The sequence below is a fragment of the Aquimarina mycalae genome (genome assembly GCF_029906345.1).
GTDB lineage: Bacteria > Bacteroidota > Bacteroidia > Flavobacteriales > Flavobacteriaceae > Aquimarina.
Genome location: NZ_JARYGY010000009.1, coordinates 23,411 through 48,540, shown reverse-complemented (window position 1 = coordinate 48,540; position 25,130 = coordinate 23,411). Strand labels below are relative to the sequence as shown.

The following is a 25,130-nucleotide window of genomic DNA, read 5'->3' as shown; positions in this document are numbered from 1 at the left end:
TGGAACATATGAGTTTGGATAGAAAAGCTAGTTCGATATTTCGCATTTCACCTGTGATAATGTGTTATAAAAGCCTAATGAGTTTTAGCTTTCTATTTTTTGTTTTTAATGTGTTGAGTGGGCAAACTCTTCAGGAATATATTCAAGAAGCAAAACAAAATAACCCTGAATTGAAGGCTTTTCAGAATGCTGTAGATATGAGTAAAGAAAAGGTGCAAGAAGTTAGTGGTTTGCCTAATACTCAAATAGGAACTGGATATTTTGTTAGTGAGCCAGAAACTCGTACTGGAGCACAGAAGGCCAAGTTTACAGCTCATCAAAATATACCTTGGTTCGGAACCATCAAAGCTAGAAAAGAAATCGCTTCTGCAGAGAGTGAATTATATAAAAATAATCTGGAGATAGCTCAAAGAAAAATCACATTACAAGTAGAAAAAAAATATTACAAATTATATGAATTAAAGGCTAGACAAAATGTGTTGACAGCACAAAGTAAATTGTTGGAGACTTATATCGAGATTGCTCTTAAAGAGGTAGAAAACAATAGAGCGTCTGCAGTAGATATTCTGAAATTTAATATTGCCAAAAACAACCTTCAAAATCAAAATGAGATTTTAAAAGGTGAAATTCTTACGGCAGAAACTGCTATGAATCAATTGTTGCATAGAGATGGTTTTGACCCATTATTTATTCCAGATAATTTATTTATTCCAGAAGAAGAGCCTACAATGATGCTGGATGATATTACATACCATCCAGAATTGATAACCTATGATCATATGAATGATGTGATAGAGAAAAAGGAAAAAGCAAATAGTAAAGAAGCCTTGCCATCAATAGGTTTTGGATTAGATTATGTAATCGTACAAGAACGGCCAAATTTAAGTTTTTCTGATAACGGAAAAGATATTATTATGCCGACAGTTTCTTTTTCAGTCCCATTGTTTTCTAAAAAGCATGGTTCTAGGTCTAAGCAATATGAGTTACAAAAAGAAGAAATGTTTCAGAAAAGAGAAGCCTCGCAGAATGATCTGGAAAACTTAATGGAAGAAGCCATTAACAAAAGAATCACGGCACGAATTAATTATAATACGCAGCAAAAAAACATTGAACAAACTAAACAAGCAGAAAAAATAATACTTGCAGGATATCAAACAGCTCAATTAAATTTTAAAGAGATACTGGATATTCAGGACATGTTATTGACTTTTGAAAACAAAAAAATTGAAGCTATAGCAATGTACTTTATGCAAACTGCTACATTAAATTATTTACGATAATCATTAAAATATATTACAACTAAAAAGTGCGTCAAATGAATAAAATAGTTTTAAAAACAATAATAATAGCAACAGCTCTAGTAGTATTATCTTGTGGAAAAGATAAGAAAGAACCAGTAAAATCAATTCCAACGCAACAGGAGGAAATCATCGCCAGTGATGTAGATCTTAATGTTACAGAGGCGAGAAGTGAAGTTGTTTTTACTGATGAAATTACAGGAAAAATCTATAGTCAATATCTTAATATAAAAAGAGGATTGGTAAACTCTAATTATAAGGTAGTACAGCAAGAAGCCAAAAAACTTGAAAACTTAATTGAAGAGTCTGAAGGAACAAAACAGTTAAAAGCAACAGCAAAACTAATTGCATTGACTAAAGATGTTAAAAAACAAAGAGATTTTTTTGTGACACTAACTGAAGAAACAGCGAAGTTGGTGAGTGAGGCGGATATTACTTCTGGAGAAGTGTATAAGCAATATTGTCCAATGGCTTTTAAAGGAGAAGGCGGGTTTTGGTTATCTGATTCTAAAGAAATTCGTAACCCATATTATGGAGACAAAATGTTGCAATGTGGTAGTGTGAATCAAACCATACAATGAAAAAGTACTATCAAATAGAAGGTATGACCTGTGAAAGATGTAGATCAGGAATAGAAAATATTCTTAAAGAAATACCTGAAGTTACACAAGTAGCTGTGAACCTTGAACATAAAGAAGCTGTTGTTACAACAAAAAAGCTTCTGAATATTGAGGTTTTTAAGCGTGCCCTACCAGAAACATACAATATCACAGAAAAGGATACAGGTAATTTTCCTGAAACCCATAATGCTTTTGTCAAAGAAAAGAGTGAATTACAGCAGTTGTTTCCACTTTTTCTGATTTTCGGATATATCACGATAGCTTCCGTATTACTTAATTATAATTCCTGGAATGTAAGTGAGTTTATGTTAGATTTTATGGGATTGTTTTATGTGGTTTTTAGCTTTTTTAAAATCCTAGATCTTAAAGGGTTTCCAAAATCTTTTAGAATGTACGATCCTTTAGCAAAAGCAATACCGATGTATGGTTGGGTGTATCCTTTTATTGAAACCGTACTTGCCCTTATGTTTTTAATGCGTTTTAGGATTGATATAGCATTAATAGTTACTGTGCTTATTTTATCTATCACAACTATCGGTGTAACCAAAGTTTTACTAGATAAGAAAAACATTCAATGTGCTTGCTTAGGAACTGCTTTAAAATTACCAATGACTAAGGCCACGTTTATAGAAAACACAATAATGTTGGTGATGGCTGTATGGATGTTATTAAAGATGTATTCTTAAAGAAATAACACATAAAAACTATGGTTAAAAGAAAAACTGGAATCGTTATTAGAAAAGCCCATCGTTATTTAGGGATATTTTTGGGGATTCAATTTCTGATGTGGACAATCAGTGGATTGTATTTTAGTTGGACGGATATCGATGAAATTCATGGGGATCAATTCAAAAAAAAAGTGGAACCTATTAGGTATAAAAATTTAAAAGGGTTGGATTCGACGTTATTTGGGTTTAGTATATCTTCATTGGAACTAAAGACTATCGCTGATACACCTTATTACTGGGTTAATGATAGTGTTTTAATCAATGCCAAAACTGGAGTAGTAAAACCCGAAATTTCTAAAAAAGAAGCATTAATAGTGGCCTCAGAATATGTTTTAGAAAACTTAAAAGTTACCTCTGTTGATATAATAACAGAAGTAGATAAGCATCACGAATATAGAGAAAGACCATTGCCTGCTTATGTAGTTAATTACGATCATCCAGAAAATGTAAAAGCCTATGTATCGGCAAAGGACGGGTCATTTCAGCGAGTACGGCATCAATCTTGGCGATGGTTTGATTTTTTATGGATGACGCATACCATGGATTATGAAGGAAGAGATGATTTTAATACAATCGCGTTAAGAGCATTCTCTCTACTGGGACTAATAACGGTATTAAGTGGGTTTGTACTTTGGTATATTTCCTCAACTACGATTAGGAAATTTTTTAAAAGATAATTAGGATGAAGAAGAATGTTGTTTATATAGGGATAGCAGTATTGATAGGGTTGTGTATAGGGTATTTTATTTTTGGAAATCACCTTGAAAAAACATCCATACACGAACATGAACAAGCTATTGATAATAGTGATCAGGCTTGGACTTGTTCTATGCATCCTCAGGTTATACAATCAGAGCCTGGCGATTGTCCAATATGCGGAATGGATTTAATTCCTGTAGATGTTGCATCAGATGGTCTTTCGGTAGATGAATTTAGAATGACCGAGAATGCAATAGCTCTAGCCAATATACAAACATCTACAGTAGGAGGAACCGATTTTGATACTAAAGCACTAAAGCTTTCTGGAAAAATTAAAGAGAATGAAAAGGCAAATACGGTTCAAGTAACCCATTTTGCAGGACGGATAGAAAAGCTCTTTGTAAATTCAATAGGAGAGAAAGTTAGTAATGGACAGATAATTGCTATTATCTATTCGCCAGAATTGGTTGCAGCACAACAAGAATTATTGACAGCCGTAGCATTAAAAAAGACACAACCTGCCTTATATGAAGCGGTACGAAATAAGCTGAAATTAAGAAAACTATCCGAAGCACAAATTAATAAAATCGAATCCTCTGGTGAGATTAAAGAAACATTTCCAGTACACGCTCATGTTTCTGGCATTGTTTCTGAAACCATGGTAGAAGAAGGTAATCATATTGAGAAGGGACAAATATTACTTAAGGTAACAGATTTAAGAACCGTTTGGGCATCATTTGATGCCTACGAACATCAAATTTCCTTACTGAAGATTGGTCAAAAAATCAAAATCAAAACAAACGCATATCCTAACCAAATTTTTGATGGTGATATTTCTTTTATAGATCCAGTTTTGAATGCTTCGACCAGAACAGTTACCGTGCGTGCCGTTTTAAAAAATTATGATGGCCTTTTTAAACCAGGAATGTTTGTTGAAGGAACAGTTACTGATATAAATGGTACTTCTAAGGATGCTATTGTGATCCCTAAAAGTGCTGTATTATGGACAGGAAAACGTTCGATTGTATATGTTAAGACAGCATCAGATCAATCGGTTTTTGAAATGAGAGAGGTTACTCTTGGAAATACAGAAGGCGAAACGTATTTGATTCAGGAAGGGCTTCAAAATGGAGAGGAGATTGTAACCAATGGGACTTTTACTGTAGATGCGGCAGCGCAATTACAAGGTAAGAAATCAATGATGAATCAAGCCCTTAATCACGATTCTAAGACTATTGCAGAAAAAATGATAGAGTCTGGAGTATCCATTAATTTTCAAAAAGAACTTATGACGATATTACCATCTTATTTTCTTTTAAAAGATGCTTTAGTAGCAGATGACGCTGGTACTACCATTTCTTTATCTAAGAAACTATTGACAGAATTAAAATCAATGAACATTGAAACTTTAAAAACAAACGAGCAAGCAAAGGTTACTAAAAGTATCAAAATGGTAGAAGCGATCTCACAACAAAAAAACATAGTAGATCAACGTAGATTTTTTGTAACATTAAATGAAAATTTAATTGCATTAATAAAAAATATAGAAAACCTTCCTAATGTACTTTATATTCAAGAATGTCCGATGGCAGACCAAAATAGAGGAGCTATTTGGTTGAGTAAAGAAGTAGAAATTAGAAATCCATATTTTGGAAGTGAAATGCTTACTTGTGGGAGTATAGTTGACACTTTAACGGTGAAATAACCTTCAGCAAGTATATTTTTTAACTAGTTAAATGTTAAAATTTTAGCATTTAGTTTTAATTGTAATCTAAAACAGCGTATCTTTAAATTAGGGAAATATTGGATTACGTTTTTTAATAGATTATAATTATTTGGGTTTTTGGGTGTATTTTTTACCCAAAAATACTGCCTTTATGTACGTTTTGTTAAAAGAGGTTTATTCTGATAAATGTAATCAAAAACGAAAAGGGATATGGTAAAAAAATTACTATTAATTACATTGTTAGCCTTGCTTTTTTCTTGCAAGGAGACTTCAGTAACAACAATGACAAGCGCAAGTACGTTAGCGCTTTTAGAGAAATCTAAAGCTATACAATTACGTGCAGAACGTGTAGAGAAAAATATGCGGAAATGGCAAGATTCTTTGGATAGATTTCAGGATCAAGAAGCTGTGCAAAATTCAATTAAAGATGATGAATTTGTAGATATAGAAAAGCTCTCAAACTATTTTGTGTTGGATATGCCATATGCAACAACGAATAATTTTTTGAAAAAGGCAGTGTATTCTTGTGCAAAATGTTATGTACGAGGTAAAGTTGCAACTGCATTAATTAAAGCAAATAAGGAATTCATGAAGAAAGGATATAGAATTAAACTTTTTGATTGTTATCGACCTTATAGTGTTCAGAAAAAAATGTGGAAAATATTCCCGAATCCAGGATATGTTGCTGATCCTAAAGGTGGTTCAGTTCATAATAGAGGAGCTGCCGTGGATATTACACTTACAGACCTAAAGGGGAATCCACTCGATATGGGAACAAAGTTTGATCACTTTGGTAAAGAAGCACATCACGCGTATAAAGAATTATCAGAAGAGGTCATTGCTAATCGTACATTATTGCGAAAAATTATGGAAAAGTATGGTTTTTCAATTATTAGAACGGAATGGTGGCATTATAATTTTAAAAGTGATATAAAATTTAAAATCTCAGATTTTAGATGGAAATGTAATTAAAGTATGATATCCTCACATAGTTCATAAAATTAGAACTGTGTAAAACATTGTGGTATTATCGGTTACATGGATATTCATTGATCCAATGAAATCTCCGATTAATCATTAAAAAATATTCTCTTTGCTTTTTTTGATTACAAAAAAACAGCATCCACAAATAGTGAATGCTGTACGAGCACAATTATAAAATCGGAAAAAAATTAAAATTGTATTGTTAAGTTTGTTCAGGTGTTAATCTAAGCGCACTTTTTAATTTGGTTTTTAGGAAACAAAACTTTGTTGTATTATGCGTTTAACTTTGTTTCCTATGTGTATGGTTTCTGTATTATTTATAGATATTTGTACGCTTTTGTGGTTAAAAATTCTTCAAATTCTTCAGCGGTAACTAGTTTGTAAAAAATCTCAATGGCATTTTGATAATTTTCACCTTTAAAAAGTGCTGTTCCAGCTTGTTTTTCAACAGTTTTTAGTTCATCTTCAAAAAGCATATGAAACATATTACTATTTAATCTTAAACCATTTTCTAAGGTTACTTCATTCTTAAGCCATTGCCATATTTGAGTCCTACTAATTTCTGCTGTAGCTGCATCTTCCATAAGATCGTATAATGCTACTGCACCATTCCCTCCTAACCAGGTTGCTATATAATGGATTCCAACGTTTATGTTTTCTCGTATACCTCTCTCCGTGATAGTTCCTTGAGGAATTTCAAGTAAATCATTTTCAGTAACAACAACATCCTCTCTTTTTACATCTAGTTGGTTTGGTTCTTGCATGTGCATATCAAAAACACGCATGGCCAATGGCACTAATCCAGGATGTGCTACCCAAGTACCGTCATGACCGTTTTTCACTTCACGTTCTTTATCAGCTTTTACCTTTGCAAACGCTATTGAGTTTCTTTCCTCATCTCCTTTAATAGGAATTTGTGCTGCCATACCACCGATGGCAAGAATATTTCTTTTATGACATCGCTGAATTACTCGTTTGCTATAAGCATCCATAAATGGGCTAGTCATAGTTACCTGAGCACGATCTGGAACTACAAAACCTTTATGGTTTCTTAGTTTTTTGATGTAACTGAATATATAGTCCCATCTTCCGCAATTAAGACCAACAATATGCTCTTTTAACGCATATATAATCTCGTCTAACTGAAAGCTAGCTGTAATTGTTTCAACAAGTACTGTAACTTTTACAGTAGCATGCTCAATTCCTAAATACTCTTCAGAAAAATCAATTACATCATTCCACCAAATTGCTTCTGTAAAATGTTCTAATTTAGGAATATAGTAATAAGGGGCTGTGTTATTTTCTTTTAACTGTTCATTGTTATGAAATAAATACAATGCAAAATCAAATAAAGAAGCACTAATCTCTGTATCCTCTATCAATAAATGTTTCTCATTAAGATGTAATCCTCTAGGGCGCACAATTAATGTAGCAACTTCTTCATTAAGTTGGTATGTTTTGTCTTTTTTAGGATTATAGAACGAAATAGTTTTGTTGACGGCATCCATAAGGTTTTTTTGTCCTTGCAAGCAGTTTTCCCAAAGAGGAGCGTTGCTGTCTTCAAAATCCGCCATAAATGTTTTTGCACCAGAATTTAATGCATTGATGACCATTTTTCTGTCAACAGGTCCTGTGATTTCGACTCTGCGATCTTGCAAATCTGCAGGAATCGGAGCGGCGGACCATTCGCTATTACGAATCTCTTTAGTGTTTTCTGGAAATGCAGGATACGTTTCCAGATCAAACAACTGCTGCTGTTGTTCTCTGTTCTTTAAAAGTTCTAATCGTCTTCCGTCAAAACGATTATGCAGCGCTTCTAGAAAAGCTAAAGCACCATCCGTAAGAATCTCTGGATGATAATTTTTAACCTCTTTCGTGAAGCTGATTTTCTGACTAAGGTTTGTTTGAGTTTCCATAACTATATCGTTTGAGTGAACAATATTATAAAAAAGTTTTTTATAAAACAAGCGAACGTTCGCTAAATGTGATTTTTTTGTTTTTGAAAATGTTCGCAGAAATTGCTACTTTTGGGTTTATGGCAATAGCAGAAGAATATATAAGATTGATTTTTGGTCTGAAAATCAAGCAAATACGTACAGATAAAGACTTGTCTCTTTTTGGGTTATCTAAGTTAAGTGGCTTGTCTAAGTCCTATTTAAATGAAATAGAAAAAGGAAAAAAATATCCTAAAACGGATAAGATTATTAAACTTGCAGAGACCTTAGAAGTTCCATATGATAGTTTGGTTTCTTTAAAATTGGATAAAAACTTAGCTCCTATAGGTGAGATTTTACAATCTGGAATACTGGATGAAATTCCATTAGAATTATTTGGAATACATCAAGGTGATTTAATTGATATTATTGCCAATGCACCTTCTAAAGTAAATGCATTTATAAGTACAATCATAGAAATTGCTCAGCATTATAATATGAGTAGAGAAGGTTTCTATTTGGCTTCATTACGTTCTTATCAGGAAGCTCATAATAATTACTTTAAGGATTTAGAAGATGCAGCGGTTCGTTTTGCAAACTCTTATCAATTAGATCTTTCGGGAAAAATCACTTCTTTGGAGCTGGAAGAAATATTACAAGAAGAATATGGATATACTATTAATACAGCGGGAATACCGAATCACGAAGAATTAGATAATTTAAGATCTGTTTTTGTTCCTTCTACTAAAACGTTACTACTATCGGATAGAGTAGATGAAGCTCAAAAGACTTTTATCTATGCCAAAGAACTAGGATATCTATACCAGAAAATAACAGAACGACCTTATACCTTTTCCTGGATACGATATGATAATTTTGAGGAAGTATTACATAATTTTTATGCGTCGTATTTTGCAGGAGCGTTAATAATCCCAAGAAATCATTTAAAAGAACATTTAAAAGATCTTTTTGCAACAAAACGATTTTCTGAAAAGTCATTTCATAAAATTATGAAGTTATATAATGCTTCACCCGAATCGTTTTATCAGCGACTTACCAATATTTTGCCAAAGGATTTTGGAATGCAGAATGTATTCTTTTTAAGATTTACTCATAAAAAAGGAATAGAGAAATTTAATTTGGTTAAAGAATTACATATCACGCATCAGCAGCAGCCTCATGCCAATGAGATCAACGAACACTATTGTAGGAGATGGATGGCGATAAAAACGTTGCAACGTACTGCTAACGACGATTTAGCATATTCTTTTGATATTCAAATTTCGGATTATACGGATACCGATCAGCAATATTTGGTATTTACTTCGGCCACTGCAGATCCGTTTAGAAAGGATTATTATCGTAGCATTGGTATTGGATTTTTGATTTCGCCAGCTTTGGAGAAAAAGATAAGCTTTGTCAATGATTCTAAAATTCCGACAGTACAAGTAGGTGTTACTTGCGAATCTTGCTCTATTATGGATTGCGATGTTAGAAAAGCGCCTCCTAAACGATTATTGGCTAAAGAGAAATATAAAAGAACTTCTCAACTGGTTGCTGATATTGTTAAAGAGTATTCTTAGAAGTAGGTTCTAATGTGTATAAATAAAAACCCCATTTCAATATTTTTTTGAAACGGGGTTTTATATTTTTTAGCAATCAGTAATAATTACAAACTTGCTAAAGGATTTCGCTGTCATCGTGCAACCGCAAACAAGCTAAATAAATAGCCTGCAGTGGCTCACTGCTACATCATTCCTGGCATACCTCCGCCCATTGGTGGCATTCCGCCTCCAGCAGGAGCATCTTCTTTTATGTCGATTAATGCACACTCAGTAGTAAGGATCATTCCAGATACAGAGGCTGCATTTTCTAGAGCGATACGTGTAACTTTTTTAGGATCGATAATACCAGCTTTTAACATATCTACATATGCTTCAGACTTAGCATCATATCCAAAATCACCTGTACCTTCTAATACTTTAGAAATTACTACAGAACCTTCTCCTCCTGCATTCTCTACAATAGTTCTTAGCGGAGCTTCGATGGCACGATTTACAATTTGAATACCCGTTGCTTCATCTGCATTTTCGGTTTTTACATTGGCTAAAACAGCTTTTGCTCTAACTAATGCAACACCACCACCAGCAACAATACCTTCTTCTACTGCAGCACGTGTTGCGTGAAGTGCATCATCTACACGATCTTTCTTTTCTTTCATTTCTACTTCAGAAGCAGCACCCACATATAATACAGCAACACCTCCAGCTAACTTAGCTAAACGTTCTTGTAATTTTTCTCTATCGTAATCAGAGGTTGTAGTTTCGATCTGTGATTTGATCTGATTTACTCTGTTTTTGATTAAATCTTCTTCACCAGCACCATTAACTACTGTAGTGTTATCTTTATCGATAGCAACTTTTTCTGCAGTTCCTAAGTGTTCTATTGTGGTGTTTTCTAAAGTAAATCCACGCTCTTCAGAAATAACTGTACCTCCTGTAAGGATGGCAATATCTTCTAACATTGCTTTACGTCTGTCTCCAAAACCTGGAGCTTTCACTGCAGCAATTTTTAATGCGCCACGAAGTTTGTTTACTACAAGTGTAGCTAATGCTTCTCCATCTACATCTTCTGCAATAATTAAAAGAGGTTTTCCTGTTTGAGCAACTGGCTCAAGAACAGGTAATAAATCTTTCATAGCAGAGATCTTTTTGTCAAATAAAAGAATGTATGGATTCTCTAAATCTGCTGTCATTTTTTCGCTATTAGTAACGAAATATGGAGAAAGGTATCCTCTATCAAACTGCATTCCTTCTACAACATCTACATGTGTATCAGTACCTTTTGCTTCTTCTACGGTAATTACACCTTCTTTTCCAACTTTTCCAAAAGCCTTAGCAATAAGATCACCAATAGTTTCATCATTGTTAGCAGAGATCGCTGCTACTTGTTTGATTTTATCAGAAGAACTTCCTACTTCTTTGGTTTGCTTTTCCAGATCTTCAGTAATGGCAAGAACGGCTTTGTCAATACCACGCTTTAGGTCCATTGGATTAGCACCTGCAGCCACATTTTTAAGACCTTCTTTTACGATAGCCTGTGCTAAAACTGTAGCAGTAGTAGTACCATCTCCAGCAAGGTCATTAGTTTTAGAAGCTACTTCTTTTACCATTTGCGCTCCCATATTTTCAAGAGCATCTTCTAATTCTACTTCTTTAGCAACAGAAACACCATCTTTAGTTACTTGTGGTGCTCCAAAAGATTTGCTAATGATCACGTTACGACCTTTTGGTCCTAAAGTTACTTTTACTGCATTTGCTAATGCATCCACACCACGTTTGATTCCGTCACGTGCTTCTATATCAAATTTTATGTCTTTTGCCATATTATGTTAAATTTTAAAACTTCAATAACACTGTTAAGTTTATTAAACTTTGTTTGAAGTCTTGATTTGTGTTTTTTGATTCCGTGTTAAACGATTGCAAAAATGTCGTCTTCACGCATAATTAAGTAATCTTTTCCGTCTAATTTTAGTTCAGTACCAGAGTATTTTCCGTAAAGTACAGTGTCACCAACTTTAACAGTCATTTCGTGATCTTTTTTACCACTACCTACTGCAGCTACTTTACCTTTTTGTTGTTTTTCTTGTGCTGAATCAGGGATGTACAATCCTGATGCCGTTTGCGTTTCCGCAGGAAGTGGCTCAACTACCACACGATCTGAAAGAGGTTTAATATTTACTCCCATTATGATTAGTTTTATGTTTTAAATTTTAAATAAATTATTTGATGCTACTATTTCAGAAATTATGCCAGTGACTTCATACTGACAAATTGAAATAAAAAATGCCGACTATATGACAAGTCGACATTTAATTTTCTTTATATACAGAGACATTAGCCTTCTGGAGTGTCATCCGTTGTTGGAGCAGGTACCGCAGGAGTGTCAATTACTTCTACATCGTTAGTATCTACACTAGGATCTTGACTTGTCGATCCGTCCATTAAATCAATATTAGATAACAGGATTAGCACTAATAATAAAGTAGCAAGTGCCCAAGTACTTTTATCTAAGAAATCAGTAGTTTTTTTCACACCGCCTAACTGCTGTGTTCCTCCGCCACCAAAAGAAGAAGATAAACCTCCACCTTTAGGATTTTGAACCATAATTACTACAACTAGTAAAAATGATACAATTACAATTAGTATTAAAAAGATTGAAAACGTTGTCATTATATATTGTTATTTATTTTCTTGTAAATTTTCTATTGCTCGAATTTGGTCTGCAAAGAAACCACTTTTTTCGGGATTTTTCAAAATTAATATTTTATAAGCTTGAATTGCCTTTTTATACTTTTTCTGGGCAAGATATACTCGAGCTAAAGTCTCTGTCATTAACTCATCTGGAGCTACCGTATGTTCTTTTGCAAGATTACGAGAAGGAGCATTTTTTTGAGGAGGTTTGATTTTTGGGTTATTAGCTATAAACTCGTCAATCAAATTGAATTTATGTTCTTGATCAGATAGTTTTTCGTTTTCTTTTGTTACTTCTTTATGTTCTTCTGGTAACGTGTTTTTTTCTTCAGTACTTCTGTCGATAGGTTGTATCGATGTGATTTTTAACCATTCAGCAAAAGAGTGTGCTTCTTTTTTATTAAAATCAAGAGGTTTGTCAATTTCTAATGCTTGTGTTGGCTTTTTTTCAATGGAAGATTCTTCATCTTCACCTTCTTCCTGTATGTTGGTTTTGGATTGTTCTATCAGGGCTTCAGAAACGCTAATGTGTTTGATGATATTTTCTTCTTTGGATGAAAACAAAGAAGGATCTAATACTTCTTCAGCTTCTTCTATTTTCATAGATACCGCATCATCCATAGATATTCTGGAGAGCGTTTTTATTTCTTCAGCATCTATTACATCAATATCAATGCTGCTCTTTTTTTCTGATATTGAAGGATCAATATCGTTATCAAAAACTGGAGAAGTAATAAAATCAAATAACACTCCACGATCTGTTGTGTAGGCAGCTGTCGATTTTAGTTCTTGATTATATCTAAAACTTTCCTGATCTTTTAATCCTTTTAGTACTAAAGATCTTACGGACTGAAAATAGGGAAACTCCTGAATGATTTTTTCCAGATTTTCTGTTTGCTCTCTTGTTAATGAAGAGGGGTTTTGAAACAAATATGTAAGTTCTTTAGTGTTCAAAAATTAATAATTAAAGGGTTTTACCATTTTGCTAAAGTAGCATTTAAGATGTCCTGCGTGATCCTTTCGTATATTACTTGTATTGCTTCATCTCTAACCACAGTTTCAGATTGAGATGCTGGATAGTCAAAAAAGAAAGAAAAACGTTGTTCAAGATCTTCCTTAGGGTTTTTAGTATCGTAAAAGCGAACATTAACAGCTATTGTAAGTCGGTTTTGAGCTGCTGTATTTTGTGAGGTTGCATTTGTAGGGGCTACATAGTATTGAACAATTTCTCCTTCATATGCAATATCTCCATTAGAGGTAACCAAATCGAGGTTTGTTTGATTCAGGATTAAATCTTGTAATTGATTGGTAAAGGTTTGATCAATTCCAGGAATAGTAATTGGAGCCTGATTCTGAAAGAATGCAACCTGAAATGAGGTGGCAGAAGTATTTATACCACTAAAAGAATAAGCGCCACATCCCTGAAGTATAGTGAATCCAATAATGGCTATTATTACATATTTTACTTTTTTCATCAATCTTTTTATGATTTAGATACTATTAAATTTCGTTATTCTACAATTTATTTTTCCTCAAACCTATTATAGGTCATATTGTTTGATTTTTCGATACAACGTTCGCTCGCTAATTCCTAATTCATCTGCTGCAGCTTTGCGTTTACCACGATGACGCTCTAGAGATTTTTTAATTAATTCTAATTCTTTGTCGTGTAATGATAATGTCTCTTCTTCTTCGATTTCTTCTGCAAAATGATACTTGTCGTCTTCTTTTTTGGATATTTCTGGGGAAGTAATTTGTAAAACCTCAGTTGAAGGAGTTATTGGCTCCTCAAATGGGATATCTTCTTCATCTTTATCATCCCTATAGATCTTTCTGATCAAACCTTCGTGATCTTTTTGTACTTGTTGAGAATTACCGCTTTGCATCAATTCCATTGTTAACTTTTTGAGATCATTAAGATCATTTTTCATATCAAAAAGTACTTTGTATAGAATTTCTCGCTCATTACTGAAATCACTATCTTTTTTATCAGAAGAAATGACAGCTGGTAAGTTACTTCCTATATTTGGTAGGTAACCTCTTAAAGTACTTCCAGAGATCGTTCTGTTTTGTTCAAGGACTGAAATTTGCTCTGCTATGTTGCGTAATTGTCTGATATTACCACTCCAATGATACTTTTCTAATAATGAAACGGCATCTTCATGTAATCGAATGGTTGGCATTTTATATTTTGTAGCAAAGTCGGAAGCGAATTTCCTGAATAAAAGGTGAATATCCTCTTCTCTTTCTCTTAAAGGAGGTAAAAGGATTTCTACTGTGCTAAGACGATAGTATAGGTCTTCTCTGAATTTTTCCTTTTTAATAGCCTCGAACATATTTACATTCGTGGCTGCTACAATACGAACATCTGTTTTTTGAACCTTAGAAGAACCTACTTTAATAAATTCTCCGTTTTCTAATACTCTCAGTAATCTAACTTGGGTTGTTAATGGCAATTCACCTACTTCATCTAGAAATATAGTACCTCCATCTGCAACTTCGAAATATCCATTTCTTGTGGAAGTAGCACCTGTAAAGGCACCTTTTTCATGACCAAACAATTCACTATCTATCGTTCCTTCTGGTATGGCTCCACAATTTACTGCGATGTATTTGCCATGTTTGCGATGTGATAATGAGTGTATGATTTTAGGAACACTTTCTTTACCCACACCACTTTCTCCAGTTACTAAAACCGAAATATCTGTAGGAGCTACTTGTATAGCTTTTTCGATAGCGCGATTTAGTTTAGGATCGTTTCCTATAATTCCGAATCGTTGTTTTGTAGCTTGAACTGACTCCATTTATGATACACTATTATTAGGTTGTTCTTTAATCTAAATTATATTAATTATTATCAGAATATCCAATGACTTCTCCAAGTAATGTGGCACTAGTACATTCATCAATACGCACCATCACAAAATCACCAATTTTGTAATCTCCTTTAGGGAAAATTGCAACTATGTTTTTGGTGGTTCTTCCGCTCCAATGTTGATCCGATTTTTTGGATTCTTTTTCGATTAAAACTTCAAAAGTTTGTCCGATATATGACTCGTGTCTATAAGCACAATGTTTACGTTGCAAAGCAATTACTTCAGCAAGCCTTCTTTTTTTAACCTCTTCAGGGACATCATCTTCTAGCTTTCTTTCTGCCAGAGTACCTGGTCTTTCAGAATAAGCATACATATAACCGTGCTCGTATTTTATAAGTTCTAACAGTGATAAAGTATCCTGATGGTCTTCTTCTGTCTCTGTAGGGAAACCTATAATCATATCCTGAGTAATAGAGCAATCAGGGATAATTCGTTTGATGTTATCTACTAGTTCTATATACTCCTGACGAGTGTGTAAACGATTCATTGCCGCAAGAATACGATCACTACCACTTTGTATAGGTAAATGAATGTGTTTACAGATGTTCTTGTGTTTAGCCATTACCTCAATTACATCTAGTGTCATGTCTTGAGGATTTGATGTAGAAAAACGGATACGTAGTTTAGGATACTTTGTCGCTACCATATCCAAAAGTTTTGCAAAATCGGTAGCGGTAGCTTTTTGCATATCACTAGCTTTTTCAAAATCTTTTTTAAGACCTCCACCATACCATAAATAGCTATCTACATTCTGTCCAAGGAGTGTGATTTCTTTAAAATTATTATGTACAAGATCCTCTATTTCTTTCAGAATACTCTGTGGATCCCGACTTCGTTCTCTTCCTCTTGTAAATGGTACGACACAGAATGTGCACATATTATCACAACCACGAGTTATGGATACAAAAGCAGATACTCCATTACTTTGCAAACGTACAGGAGAGATATCGCCATAGGTCTCTTCTTTAGATAAAATGACATTTACAGCATTTCTTCCTGCGTCTACTTGTTCTATAAGATTTGGTAAATCTTTATATGCATCTGGACCAACTACAAGATCTACGATTTTTTCTTCTTCAAGAAACTTACTTTTTAATCGTTCTGCCATACATCCCAGAACACCTACTTTCATTCCAGGATTGATTCTTTTTACAGCATTATATTTTTCTAAACGCTTTCTAACGGTTAGTTCTGCTTTTTCTCGAATAGAACAGGTATTTACGAGTACTAGGTCGGCATCCTCTAAATCTTGTGTAGTATTAAAACCTTCTTTAGCTAAAATTGAAGCTACAATTTCACTATCACTAAAATTCATTTGACACCCATAACTTTCTATAAAAAGTTTTCGTGTATTACCTTCTTTTTTGTCTAAAGATAATGCTTGTCCCTGAATGTTTTCATCAATAATCTTCTCCATGCGTATTTATATCCTTGCAGATTCAACTCAAATAGTGTGCAAAGATAGTCTTTAAAAATATATATGACAAAGTGGCAGAGTTATATTTGTTTAAATATTTATATTTGAGATAACTAATACACTAAATCAATTCTTCATATGAATTCTAATCAACTTTTCGAAAAAATAGAAAATAGTAAACCTGTAGATTTTGGAGGCATCTTTAATAAAAGTATAGAGCTTTTTAAAAAGGTTTGGCTACAAGGGTTTATTCATTTACTGATTTCTATGGTAATTGTAATCCCATTAATTATTATAATGTATATTCCAATTATTGCATTAGCGGGTTTAGCTGGATTCGAAGATTCTTATGGGGATTATCCAAATCAATTCGAAGAATTGTCTATAGGGCTAGCTATTCTATTTGTTATTTTGATTATTGTTGTTTCCATGGTAGCTTCAGCTTTTCAATTAGGTATTACAGCACATTTTTATAGAGTATGTAAACAAGTAGATATGGGGCTTCCAGAAACTAATAGTTACTTTATGTTCTTTAAGGGGAAGTATTTAGGAAAACTCTTTGCGTTGGCAATTGCAACTTTTGGGATTGCTTTATTAGCAATTTTATTATGTTACTTACCAATTTTTTATGTGATGGTTCCTTTACAGTTATTCGGCGTTATTTTTGCTTTCAACGCAGAGTTAAATACTTCAGATTTGATTAAAGCAAGCTTTAAATTCGGGAATAAGATTTGGCTAATTGCTTTTGGATTGATTTTTATTTCATCTATATTATCGCAATTGGTTGGAATGATATTGTGTTTTGTAGGTATATTTTTTACAGCTTCCTTTGTGTATTTACCCGTATATTATATGTACAAGGATGGGATAGGTTTTGAAGATCAAGAAGAATCAGACAACTGGAATGTAATTGTTGAATAAAAAGTAAAATAAAACCTGCTGATTTGCAGGTTTTTTTAGGTTAATTTTCAACAAAAAATTTTGATCTCAAAAAATTGATATACTTTTGTGCCCAGAAATAAGTCTTTATGGCTGGATTACTACCAACTGAAAATGTGTATTGGCAATTCCATCTGTCAACCAATATGCATGAATTATCAACAGATGAAAAAAAAGGATTATGGCTAAGAATTTAGTGATCGTAGAGTCACCAGCAAAGGCTAAAACAATAGAAAAATTTCTTGGAAAAGATTATACTGTTGCTTCTAGTTTTGGGCATATTGCAGATTTACCTGCTAAGGAACTTGGAGTTGATGTAGAAGAAGGTTTTAAGCCTAAGTATATAGTGTCCAAGGATAAGAAAGATGTAGTGAAAAAACTGAAGGATCTTTCTAAAAAAGCTGAAATGGTTTGGCTCGCAAGTGATGAGGATCGAGAAGGAGAAGCGATTGCATGGCACTTGGCAGAAACTTTAAAATTAGAAGAAGAAAAAACACGTCGTATTGTTTTTCATGAGATCACTAAAAAAGCAATTCTTAGAGCAATAGAAAACCCAAGAGCTATAGATTACAATCTGGTAAATGCACAACAGGCTAGAAGGGTGTTGGATCGTTTGGTAGGATATGAATTGTCACCAGTATTATGGAGAAAAGTAAAAGGAGGGTTGTCTGCTGGTAGAGTGCAATCTGTATCAGTACGTTTAATAGTAGAAAGAGAACGCGAGATATTAGGTTTTACACCAGTGGCATCTTATAGGATTGATGCAGAGTTTGCTAATAAGGCTGGGAAGTCTTTTAAAGCAAAACTTCCTAAAAACTTTACAACAAAAGAAGAAGCTGAGACATTCTTAAAAAAGAACTTAGGAGCTTCTTTTCAGGTAGCGGATCTGACAACAAAACCTGCAAAAAAATCTCCTGCACCTCCATTTACTACTTCTACATTACAACAGGAAGCATCTAGAAAATTATATTTTTCTGTAAGTAAGACTATGACGATGGCGCAACGTTTGTATGAGGCAGGATTGATTACCTATATGAGAACAGATAGTGTAAATCTATCTACAGAAGCTCAGAATGGTGCTAAGGCAGAAATAATTTCGGCTTATGGAGAAGATTATAGCAATCCTAGACAATATAAAGGTAAAGCTAAAGGAGCACAAGAAGCTCATGAGGCAATAAGACCAACAGACTTCTCTAGACATACAGTTCCTGCAGATTATGATCAGCAACGTTTGTATGAATTAATCTGGAAAAGAGCTATTGCTTCACAAATGAGTGATGCTAAATTAGAAAGAACCAATGTGAAAATTGAATCCAATACACATGGAGAACAATTTACAGCAAATGGAGAGGTGATAAAATTTGAAGGGTTTCTTAAAGTATACCTTGAAGGGAATGATGATGAAGATGAAGAACAAAGCGGAATCTTACCAGCAATGAAAGTAAGTGAAGATTTGTTTAATAATTTTATTTCGGCAACAGAAAGATTTACAAGACCGCCAAGTCGATATTCTGAAGCCGCATTGGTGAAGAAGCTAGAAGAATTAGGGATAGGTCGTCCATCTACATATGCACCTACAATATCAACAATCCAAAATAGAAAGTATATTGAGAAAGGCTCTAAAGAAGGAGAAGAGCGTGGATATATTCAGATGATACTTTCTAATGGTGATGTTAAGGAGAAAAAACTAGAAGAAAAGGTAGGTAGTGATAAAGGAAAACTAATTCCAACAGATGTTGGAATGGTAGTGAACGATTTCTTAGTAAATCATTTTTCTTCTATTTTAGATTATAATTTTACTGCAAAAGTTGAGCAAGACTTTGATGGTATTGCTGAAGGGAATGAAGATTGGACTCATGTGATGAAAGAGTTTTATGAAGAATTTCATCCTAGAGTAGAAGATGTAGCGCAGAATGCAGAACGAGAAGTAGGAGAACGAATATTAGGAGAAGATCCAGAATCTGGAAAACCAGTAAGCGTGAGATTAGGGAAATTTGGGCCAATGGTCCAAATAGGAACTGTAGAAGATGAAGATAAACCTAGGTTTGCTAGTTTGGCTCCAGGACAAACTTTAGGGAGTATTACTTTTGAAGAAGCAATGGATTTATTTCAATTGCCAAAAGAATTAGGAGATTATAAAGGAGAAACGGTTACTGTAAACAATGGACGTTTTGGACCTTATGTAAAATTTGGAGCTAAGTTTGTTTCTTTGGATAAAGGAGAAGACCCCTTAAGTACATCGCTGGATAGAGCTATCGAACTGATTGATGCTAAAGAAAAAGCCGATGCACCTATATATACATATGAAAATTTACCAGTGCAAAAAGGAACAGGTAGATTCGGACCATTTATTAAATGGAACGGGATGTTTATTAATGTGAATAAGAAATACGATTTTGATAACCTTTCTGATGAAGATATCGTTCAATTAATTGAAGAAAAGAAACAGAAAGAAATAGATAAGGTAATTCATAATTGGGAAGATGAAGGTATTCGTGTTGAAAAAGCAAGATGGGGACGAAGCAATATCATAAAAGGTAAAACAAAAATAGAATTGCCTAAAACGGTAGACGCAACCAAGCTGACTTTAGATAAGGTAAAAGATATTATCGAAAAGAATGCACCTAAGAAAAAAACCGCAACTAAGAAAAAAACTGCAACTAAGAAGACTGCAAAAAAGAAATAAATAAAATATGTCTTTCGAATTTCTTTCACCGGTTAGTGATTTAGTAGCAGCCCATGCAACATTACTTTCGGATCATTCATTGGGTAAACAAATTAAAATTCACACTGCAGATTATGGAGTTCCTGATTTAGATAACGTAGACATTGCACTTATTGGTGTTAGAGAAAACAGGAATGATGTTGATTTTCTTGGCGAAGGACTTCATTTTGATACTATACGCAAATCTTTATATGACTTATTTCCTGGTAATTGGGATACTTCAATCGTGGATCTTGGAGATATTATGCCAGGAGAAGAGGTGAGTGACACCTATTTTCTAATGAAGGATATTCTTGCCACACTACTTCAGAAAAATATCATTCCATTGATTATTGGAGGGAGTCAGGATCTTGTATATGGTCAATATAGAGCCTTTGATATTTTAGAGAGAATGGTGAATTTGGTGAATGTGGATAGTAGATTTGACTTAGGTAATACTTCGCAGCCGATTACAAATACTTCGTTTGTTGGTAAAATTATTGTAGAGCAGCCTTATAATCTTTTTAATTATAGTAATATAGGATACCAAACGTATTTTAATTCTCAAGAAGAAATTGATCTTATAGAAAAACTATATTTTGATGCATATCGATTGGGTGAGGTAACATCAGATGTAACAATCGTAGAACCAATAATGCGTGATGCGGATATTGTGGCTATGGATTTGGGAGCAATGAGTTCAACCTGTCTTAATTATAAGTATGCCTCTCCAAATGGTTTCGATGGAAGAGAAATATGTGCAATTGCCAGATATGCGGGCATAAGTGACAAGGTAAAAAGTTTTGGGATTTATGAATTTAAAAATTTCAAACACGAGGAAACCGCTGCGCTTTTAATTGCACAAATATTGTGGTATTTTATCGAAGGGGTTAACTATAGATCCAAAGAATTGGATATCAAAAATCAAAAAGGAACGCTTCACTATAATGTTCCGATAGAAGACGAAGTTCTTTCATTTTATAAAAGTTATAAAACAGAAAGATGGTGGATAGAAATACCTTTTATTTCGTCTGGCAATAATAAATTGAAAAGACATACGTTATTACCTTGCACATACAACGATTATGAGCGCGCTTGTAATCAAGAAATACCTGAAAGATGGTATAAGGCAAAACGAAAAAACGAAGTTTAACATTTTTATTAGGGAGAATTAAGGTTTTTTTTGGAAAAAAATTGTTTTTCTGGAAATAAATAAATAGGTTTACGACCTTAAATCTCAAAGATCTTAACCTAAAACACGTTATGAAGAAATTTGTATCACTCTTTGCTATTGTAGCAATGCTCTATAGTTGTGGTGGAGGAAACCGCGGAGAACTAGTCGGAGTAAAGGGTAAAAAATGGCATCCAGAGAAACCGTATGGAATGGCCCTCATCCCCGGAGGATCGTTTATTATGGGTAAATCTGATGATGACAAGGCTGCATTAGCAAATGCACCTACTAAGACAGTTACCGTTCGATCTTTCTACATGGACGAAACTGAAGTTACTAATAGTGAATACCGACAATTTGTTCGTTGGGTTCGCGATTCTACCATTAGAATGAAATTGGCTATTATGGCTGATGAGTTAGGAAAAACTCCAGGAGATGATGGTATAGGTGAATATGCATTTCTCGATGCAAATACCGAAGATATGTCTGTATATGAGAAATATGTATACGATAATTACAGCGGTACAGGAGAAACAGGTTACGAAGGCCGAAAACTAAATACAGATATTGATATCGAATGGGATACAGAAGATTACCCTGATGAATTTTATACAGAGGTAATGGATTCGTTATATATTCCTTTAGAAGAATCATATAACGGAAGACGTACATTTGATGTTAGTAAATTCCAGTTTAGATTTACTTGGATGGATATTCAAGCAGCAGCTCGTGCTAAAAAAGGAAGAAGAAAAGACTTTGTAAAAGAAACGGTGATCGAGGTATATCCTGATACTACTGTTTGGATAAAGGATTTTAACTATTCATACAATGAACCTATGCATAATGATTATTTCTGGCATAGTTCATATGATGATTATCCAGTAGTAGGAGTATCATGGGAACAAGCAAAAGCATTTTGTACTTGGAGAACTATAGAAAAGAATTCATATCAGAAAAAACGTAATAAGGAATTTGTAAACTATTTTAGATTACCTACAGAAGCTGAGTGGGAATACGCAGCTAGAGGTGGTTTGGAATCTGGAACATACCCTTGGGGTGGTCCTTATGCGCTGAATGACAGAGGTTGTTTCTTGGCTAATTTTAAACCTTTAAGAGGTAATTATGCTGCAGATAACTTCTTATATACAGTAGAAGCAAAAACATTTGAGCCTAACGATTATAATTTATATAATATGGCAGGTAATGTTTCTGAGTGGGTGCAGTCTTCTTATGACCCTGCAGCCTACGAATATGTATCATCAATGAACCCAAATGTTAATGATGATCAGAACAAACGAAAAGTTGTGCGTGGTGGATCTTGGAAAGATGTTGCTTATTTCCTACAGGTAAGTACCAGAGATTACGAGTACGCAGATTCAGCTAGAAGTTATATTGGATTCAGAACTGTTCAGGATTACATGGGTACTGACGTTACTGGAGAAGATAATACCCGAAATCAGAATTAGAGTAAGTCCCAAAATTTATCTATCAACCTTAATTACTAACCCTTTTTTAATTTAATATTTAAAAAAATTTAAAAAACTAAACACATTTATTATGGCAAATTCAAAATCAAGCAAGAAATTAATGAACATGGTATACGGTCTCGGAGCGGCTGTAGTAATCCTTGGAGCGTTATTTAAAATTATGCACTGGCCTTTTGGTAATGAGATGCTTATCATTGGTCTTATCACAGAGGCATTAGTATTTACTGTTTCTGCATTCGAACCAGTTGATGATGATTTAGATTGGTCTTTAGTTTACCCTGAATTAGCAGGAGGAAATAAAAAAGACAAAAAAGAAAATCAAACTCCAGAAGGAATGTTATCTAAGAAATTAGATGATATGCTTAAAGAAGCTAGATTAGATACAAGTTTAATGAACAGTCTAGGAGATAGTATTCGTAACTTTGAAGGTGCTGCTAAAGGGATCGCTCCTAGTGTAGATGCTATTCAAGGAACTAAAAAATATAGCGAAGAAATGGCAACTGCTGCTTCTCACTTAGAATCTTTAAATAGTCTTTATAAAGTACAGTTAGAATCTTCTGCAAAACAAGCCGAAGCTAATACTGCAATTGCAGAAAATGCAAAAGCTCTTGAAGAACAAATGAAGAGTTTGTCTAGTAACCTGTCTTCTCTTAACGGAGTGTATGGTGGTATGTTAAGTGCTATGAACAGAAATTAGTATTTAACAAATTTAAAAAAATAACTACCAAAATATAGAAATATGGCAGGAGGAAAATTATCACCAAGGCAGAAGATGATCAATCTAATGTACTTGGTATTTATAGCAATGATGGCATTAAACATGTCAAAAGAAGTATTATCCGCTTTCGGTTTAATGAATGAAAAACTAACTGCAGCGAATACGATTGCTACAGAACGTAATTCAGCATTTATGACTGGATTAGCAGAAAAAGCTTCTGAACAACCTGAAAAATATACACCACTTAAAGAGAAAGCTGATCAAATTAGTGCTTTTTCAAATGAATTTAATGCGTATGTAGAGCAGATTAAATCAGAATTATTGGAGACAGCTGATGATCCTACGGATTATGAGACTATGGATAAGCCTGATGCATTGAATACTAAATTCTTTGAAGGAGGTAAAACAACAGCAGCTGCTTCAGATTTCCTTGATAAAATTAAGACATATAGAGAAGGTGTTGTTACTGCTATCCGTTCAGTGAAAGAAGTGGATGCACAGGTTGCAAATGATGTAGAAACAACATTTAATACTGGAGATGTTAAAGATAGAAGTGGAGTAACTAAAAATTGGTTGAACTATAACTTCGAAGGATTTCCTTTAGTAGCTTCATTAACAAAACTTACTCAAATGCAAGCAGATGTAAAGACAACAGAAAGTAAAGTTTTATCTGCTTTACTAGCTGGTCAGCAAGCATCTGAACTTTCATTTAGTAACTATGAAGCAATCGTTGTTCCAGATAAAACGGCTTTCTTTAGTGGAGAGAAGTTTAAAGGACGTATAGTATTGGGTCGTTTTGATGCTACTTTAAAACCAACCAAAGTTATGGTTAATGGTAAAGAGCAAACAGAGGTTCAGAATGGTCAAATTATGTTAGATTTCCCAGCTGGAAATGTTGGAGAAAGAAAAATTGATGGTGTTTTAGAGTTTAAAGAAGGAGATTCTATAATACCGATTAAAATTGAAAGTACATATGCGGTAATACCAAAGCCAAATTCTGCGGTAATTTCGGCGGATAAAATGAATGTTGTATATAGAGGTGTTCAGAATCCAATGACAATTTCTATTCCTGGTGTTCCTGCAGTAAATGCAAGTGCTCCTGGTCTTAAAAAACGTGGTGGAGCTGGTAAGTACGTAATGAATGTAACTACTGTTAAAGCTAGAGAAGTGGCTATTAAGGTTAGTGGTAAACTACCTAATGGAACTACGGTAAGTGATAGTAAGAAATTTAGAATTAAAGATATCCCAAGACCAGTTGGTACTGTAAGAGGAGAAGATGGTAGTATTAAAATGTCTAAGAGTGGTCTAGATAAGGCCTCGATTGGAGCAATTCTTCCTGATTTTGATTTTGATATTAAGCTAAAGGTAACAAGCTTTAAGTTTAAGGTTGGAGGTCAACCAACTGTTAACGTTAGAGGTGGTAGACTAGATTCAAGAGCAAAATCTACACTTAAGAAAGCTAAACGTGGATCTACGGTTCAAGTTATGGATATCAAAGCGCAGTTAACAACTAATGCTGGATATAAGTTAAAGAAAATATCTCCAGTGGTTATTGAGTTAACGAACTAAAAATAAA

Annotated in this window: 21 protein-coding genes; 13 read left to right on the top strand and 8 right to left on the bottom strand. The window is 33.8% G+C overall.

Annotated features, from left to right (window positions below; genetic code table 11):
• The first annotated feature begins 77 nt into the window (after nt 1–77).
• The 6 genes from QBK95_RS19825 to QBK95_RS19800 all read left to right on the top strand — a co-directional run bounded on the left by QBK95_RS19825 (nt 78) and on the right by QBK95_RS19800 (nt 6,043).
• Nucleotides 78–1,280 (top strand): TolC family protein, encoded by a 1,203-nt coding sequence (locus tag QBK95_RS19825; RefSeq protein WP_280936297.1) that lies wholly within the window; start codon nt 78–80, stop codon nt 1,278–1,280.
• A gap of 35 nt (nt 1,281–1,315) precedes the next feature.
• Entirely contained in the window at nt 1,316–1,879 is a 564-nt protein-coding gene (locus QBK95_RS19820; protein ID WP_280936296.1) for a DUF3347 domain-containing protein, read from the top strand.
• The gene (locus tag QBK95_RS19815; protein WP_280936295.1) at nt 1,876–2,604 is read left to right on the top strand and encodes a heavy-metal-associated domain-containing protein; all 729 of its coding nucleotides are present in this window, start codon (nt 1,876–1,878) and stop codon (nt 2,602–2,604) included. The genes QBK95_RS19820 and QBK95_RS19815 overlap by 4 nt, the downstream gene beginning before the upstream one ends.
• A 20-nt stretch (nt 2,605–2,624) precedes the next feature.
• Nucleotides 2,625–3,323: a PepSY domain-containing protein gene (locus QBK95_RS19810; RefSeq protein WP_280936294.1), complete on the top strand. Its 699-nt coding sequence runs from the start codon at nt 2,625–2,627 to the stop codon at nt 3,321–3,323.
• Nucleotides 3,324–3,328: 5 nt separating this feature from the next.
• Nucleotides 3,329–5,050 carry an efflux RND transporter periplasmic adaptor subunit gene (locus QBK95_RS19805; RefSeq protein ID WP_280936293.1) on the top strand — a complete coding sequence of 574 codons (1,722 nt, stop codon included), beginning with the start codon at nt 3,329–3,331 and terminating at the stop codon, nt 5,048–5,050.
• Nucleotides 5,051–5,281: 231 nt separating this feature from the next.
• A complete protein-coding gene (locus tag QBK95_RS19800; RefSeq protein ID WP_280936292.1) occupies nt 5,282–6,043 on the top strand; it encodes a M15 family metallopeptidase in 762 nt (253 codons plus the stop codon).
• Nucleotides 6,044–6,372: 329 nt separating this feature from the next.
• Here QBK95_RS19800 and aceB read toward each other — a convergent pair whose 3' ends face one another.
• A complete protein-coding gene (aceB, locus tag QBK95_RS19795; protein WP_280936291.1) occupies nt 6,373–7,971 on the bottom strand; it encodes a malate synthase A in 1,599 nt (532 codons plus the stop codon).
• An 89-nt stretch (nt 7,972–8,060) separates the two neighbouring features.
• Here aceB and QBK95_RS19790 point away from each other — a divergent pair, with 89 nt between their 5' ends.
• The gene (locus tag QBK95_RS19790; RefSeq protein ID WP_280936290.1) at nt 8,061–9,572 is read left to right on the top strand and encodes a helix-turn-helix domain-containing protein; all 1,512 of its coding nucleotides are present in this window, start codon (nt 8,061–8,063) and stop codon (nt 9,570–9,572) included.
• 164 nt (nt 9,573–9,736) lie between these two features.
• Here QBK95_RS19790 and groL read toward each other — a convergent pair whose 3' ends face one another.
• The 7 genes from groL to miaB form a co-directional block, all read right to left on the bottom strand.
• Complete coding sequence (gene groL, locus QBK95_RS19785) at nt 9,737–11,374, bottom strand: chaperonin GroEL (protein ID WP_280936289.1); 1,638 nt, start codon at nt 11,372–11,374, stop codon at nt 9,737–9,739.
• Between the two features lie 86 nt (nt 11,375–11,460).
• Nucleotides 11,461–11,736 carry a co-chaperone GroES gene (locus QBK95_RS19780; RefSeq protein WP_280936288.1) on the bottom strand — a complete coding sequence of 92 codons (276 nt, stop codon included), beginning with the start codon at nt 11,734–11,736 and terminating at the stop codon, nt 11,461–11,463.
• Between the two features lie 149 nt (nt 11,737–11,885).
• The gene (gene secG, locus QBK95_RS19775; protein ID WP_280936287.1) at nt 11,886–12,221 is read right to left on the bottom strand and encodes a preprotein translocase subunit SecG; all 336 of its coding nucleotides are present in this window, start codon (nt 12,219–12,221) and stop codon (nt 11,886–11,888) included.
• Between the two features lie 9 nt (nt 12,222–12,230).
• Nucleotides 12,231–13,196, bottom strand: coding sequence for a DUF8458 domain-containing protein (locus QBK95_RS19770; RefSeq protein WP_280936286.1), 966 nt, complete (start codon nt 13,194–13,196; stop codon nt 12,231–12,233).
• A gap of 20 nt (nt 13,197–13,216) precedes the next feature.
• Nucleotides 13,217–13,717 carry an LptE family protein gene (locus QBK95_RS19765; protein WP_280936285.1) on the bottom strand — a complete coding sequence of 167 codons (501 nt, stop codon included), beginning with the start codon at nt 13,715–13,717 and terminating at the stop codon, nt 13,217–13,219.
• 66 nt (nt 13,718–13,783) lie between these two features.
• Nucleotides 13,784–15,046 carry a sigma-54 interaction domain-containing protein gene (locus QBK95_RS19760; protein ID WP_280936284.1) on the bottom strand — a complete coding sequence of 421 codons (1,263 nt, stop codon included), beginning with the start codon at nt 15,044–15,046 and terminating at the stop codon, nt 13,784–13,786.
• A gap of 43 nt (nt 15,047–15,089) precedes the next feature.
• Complete coding sequence (gene miaB, locus QBK95_RS19755) at nt 15,090–16,535, bottom strand: tRNA (N6-isopentenyl adenosine(37)-C2)-methylthiotransferase MiaB (RefSeq protein ID WP_280936283.1); 1,446 nt, start codon at nt 16,533–16,535, stop codon at nt 15,090–15,092.
• A 138-nt stretch (nt 16,536–16,673) separates the two neighbouring features.
• Between miaB and QBK95_RS19750 the strand changes: the two genes are divergently transcribed.
• The 6 genes from QBK95_RS19750 (at nt 16,674) to porM (ending at nt 25,123) form a co-directional block, all read left to right on the top strand.
• On the top strand, nt 16,674–17,456 hold the full coding sequence (locus QBK95_RS19750; RefSeq protein ID WP_280936282.1) for a hypothetical protein: 783 nt from the start codon (nt 16,674–16,676) through the stop codon (nt 17,454–17,456).
• A gap of 199 nt (nt 17,457–17,655) precedes the next feature.
• Complete coding sequence (topA, locus tag QBK95_RS19745; protein WP_280936281.1) at nt 17,656–20,160, top strand: type I DNA topoisomerase; 2,505 nt, start codon at nt 17,656–17,658, stop codon at nt 20,158–20,160.
• A gap of 7 nt (nt 20,161–20,167) precedes the next feature.
• Nucleotides 20,168–21,331, top strand: coding sequence for a formimidoylglutamase (locus QBK95_RS19740; protein ID WP_280936280.1), 1,164 nt, complete (start codon nt 20,168–20,170; stop codon nt 21,329–21,331).
• A gap of 110 nt (nt 21,332–21,441) precedes the next feature.
• A complete protein-coding gene (gene porK, locus QBK95_RS19735) occupies nt 21,442–22,815 on the top strand; it encodes a T9SS ring complex lipoprotein PorK/GldK (protein ID WP_280936279.1) in 1,374 nt (457 codons plus the stop codon).
• A 91-nt stretch (nt 22,816–22,906) separates the two neighbouring features.
• On the top strand, nt 22,907–23,533 hold the full coding sequence (gene porL / locus QBK95_RS19730; protein WP_280936278.1) for a type IX secretion system motor protein PorL/GldL: 627 nt from the start codon (nt 22,907–22,909) through the stop codon (nt 23,531–23,533).
• A 42-nt stretch (nt 23,534–23,575) separates the two neighbouring features.
• The gene (gene porM, locus QBK95_RS19725) at nt 23,576–25,123 is read left to right on the top strand and encodes a type IX secretion system motor protein PorM/GldM (protein ID WP_280936277.1); all 1,548 of its coding nucleotides are present in this window, start codon (nt 23,576–23,578) and stop codon (nt 25,121–25,123) included.
• The last annotated feature ends 7 nt before the right edge of the window (nt 25,124–25,130 follow it).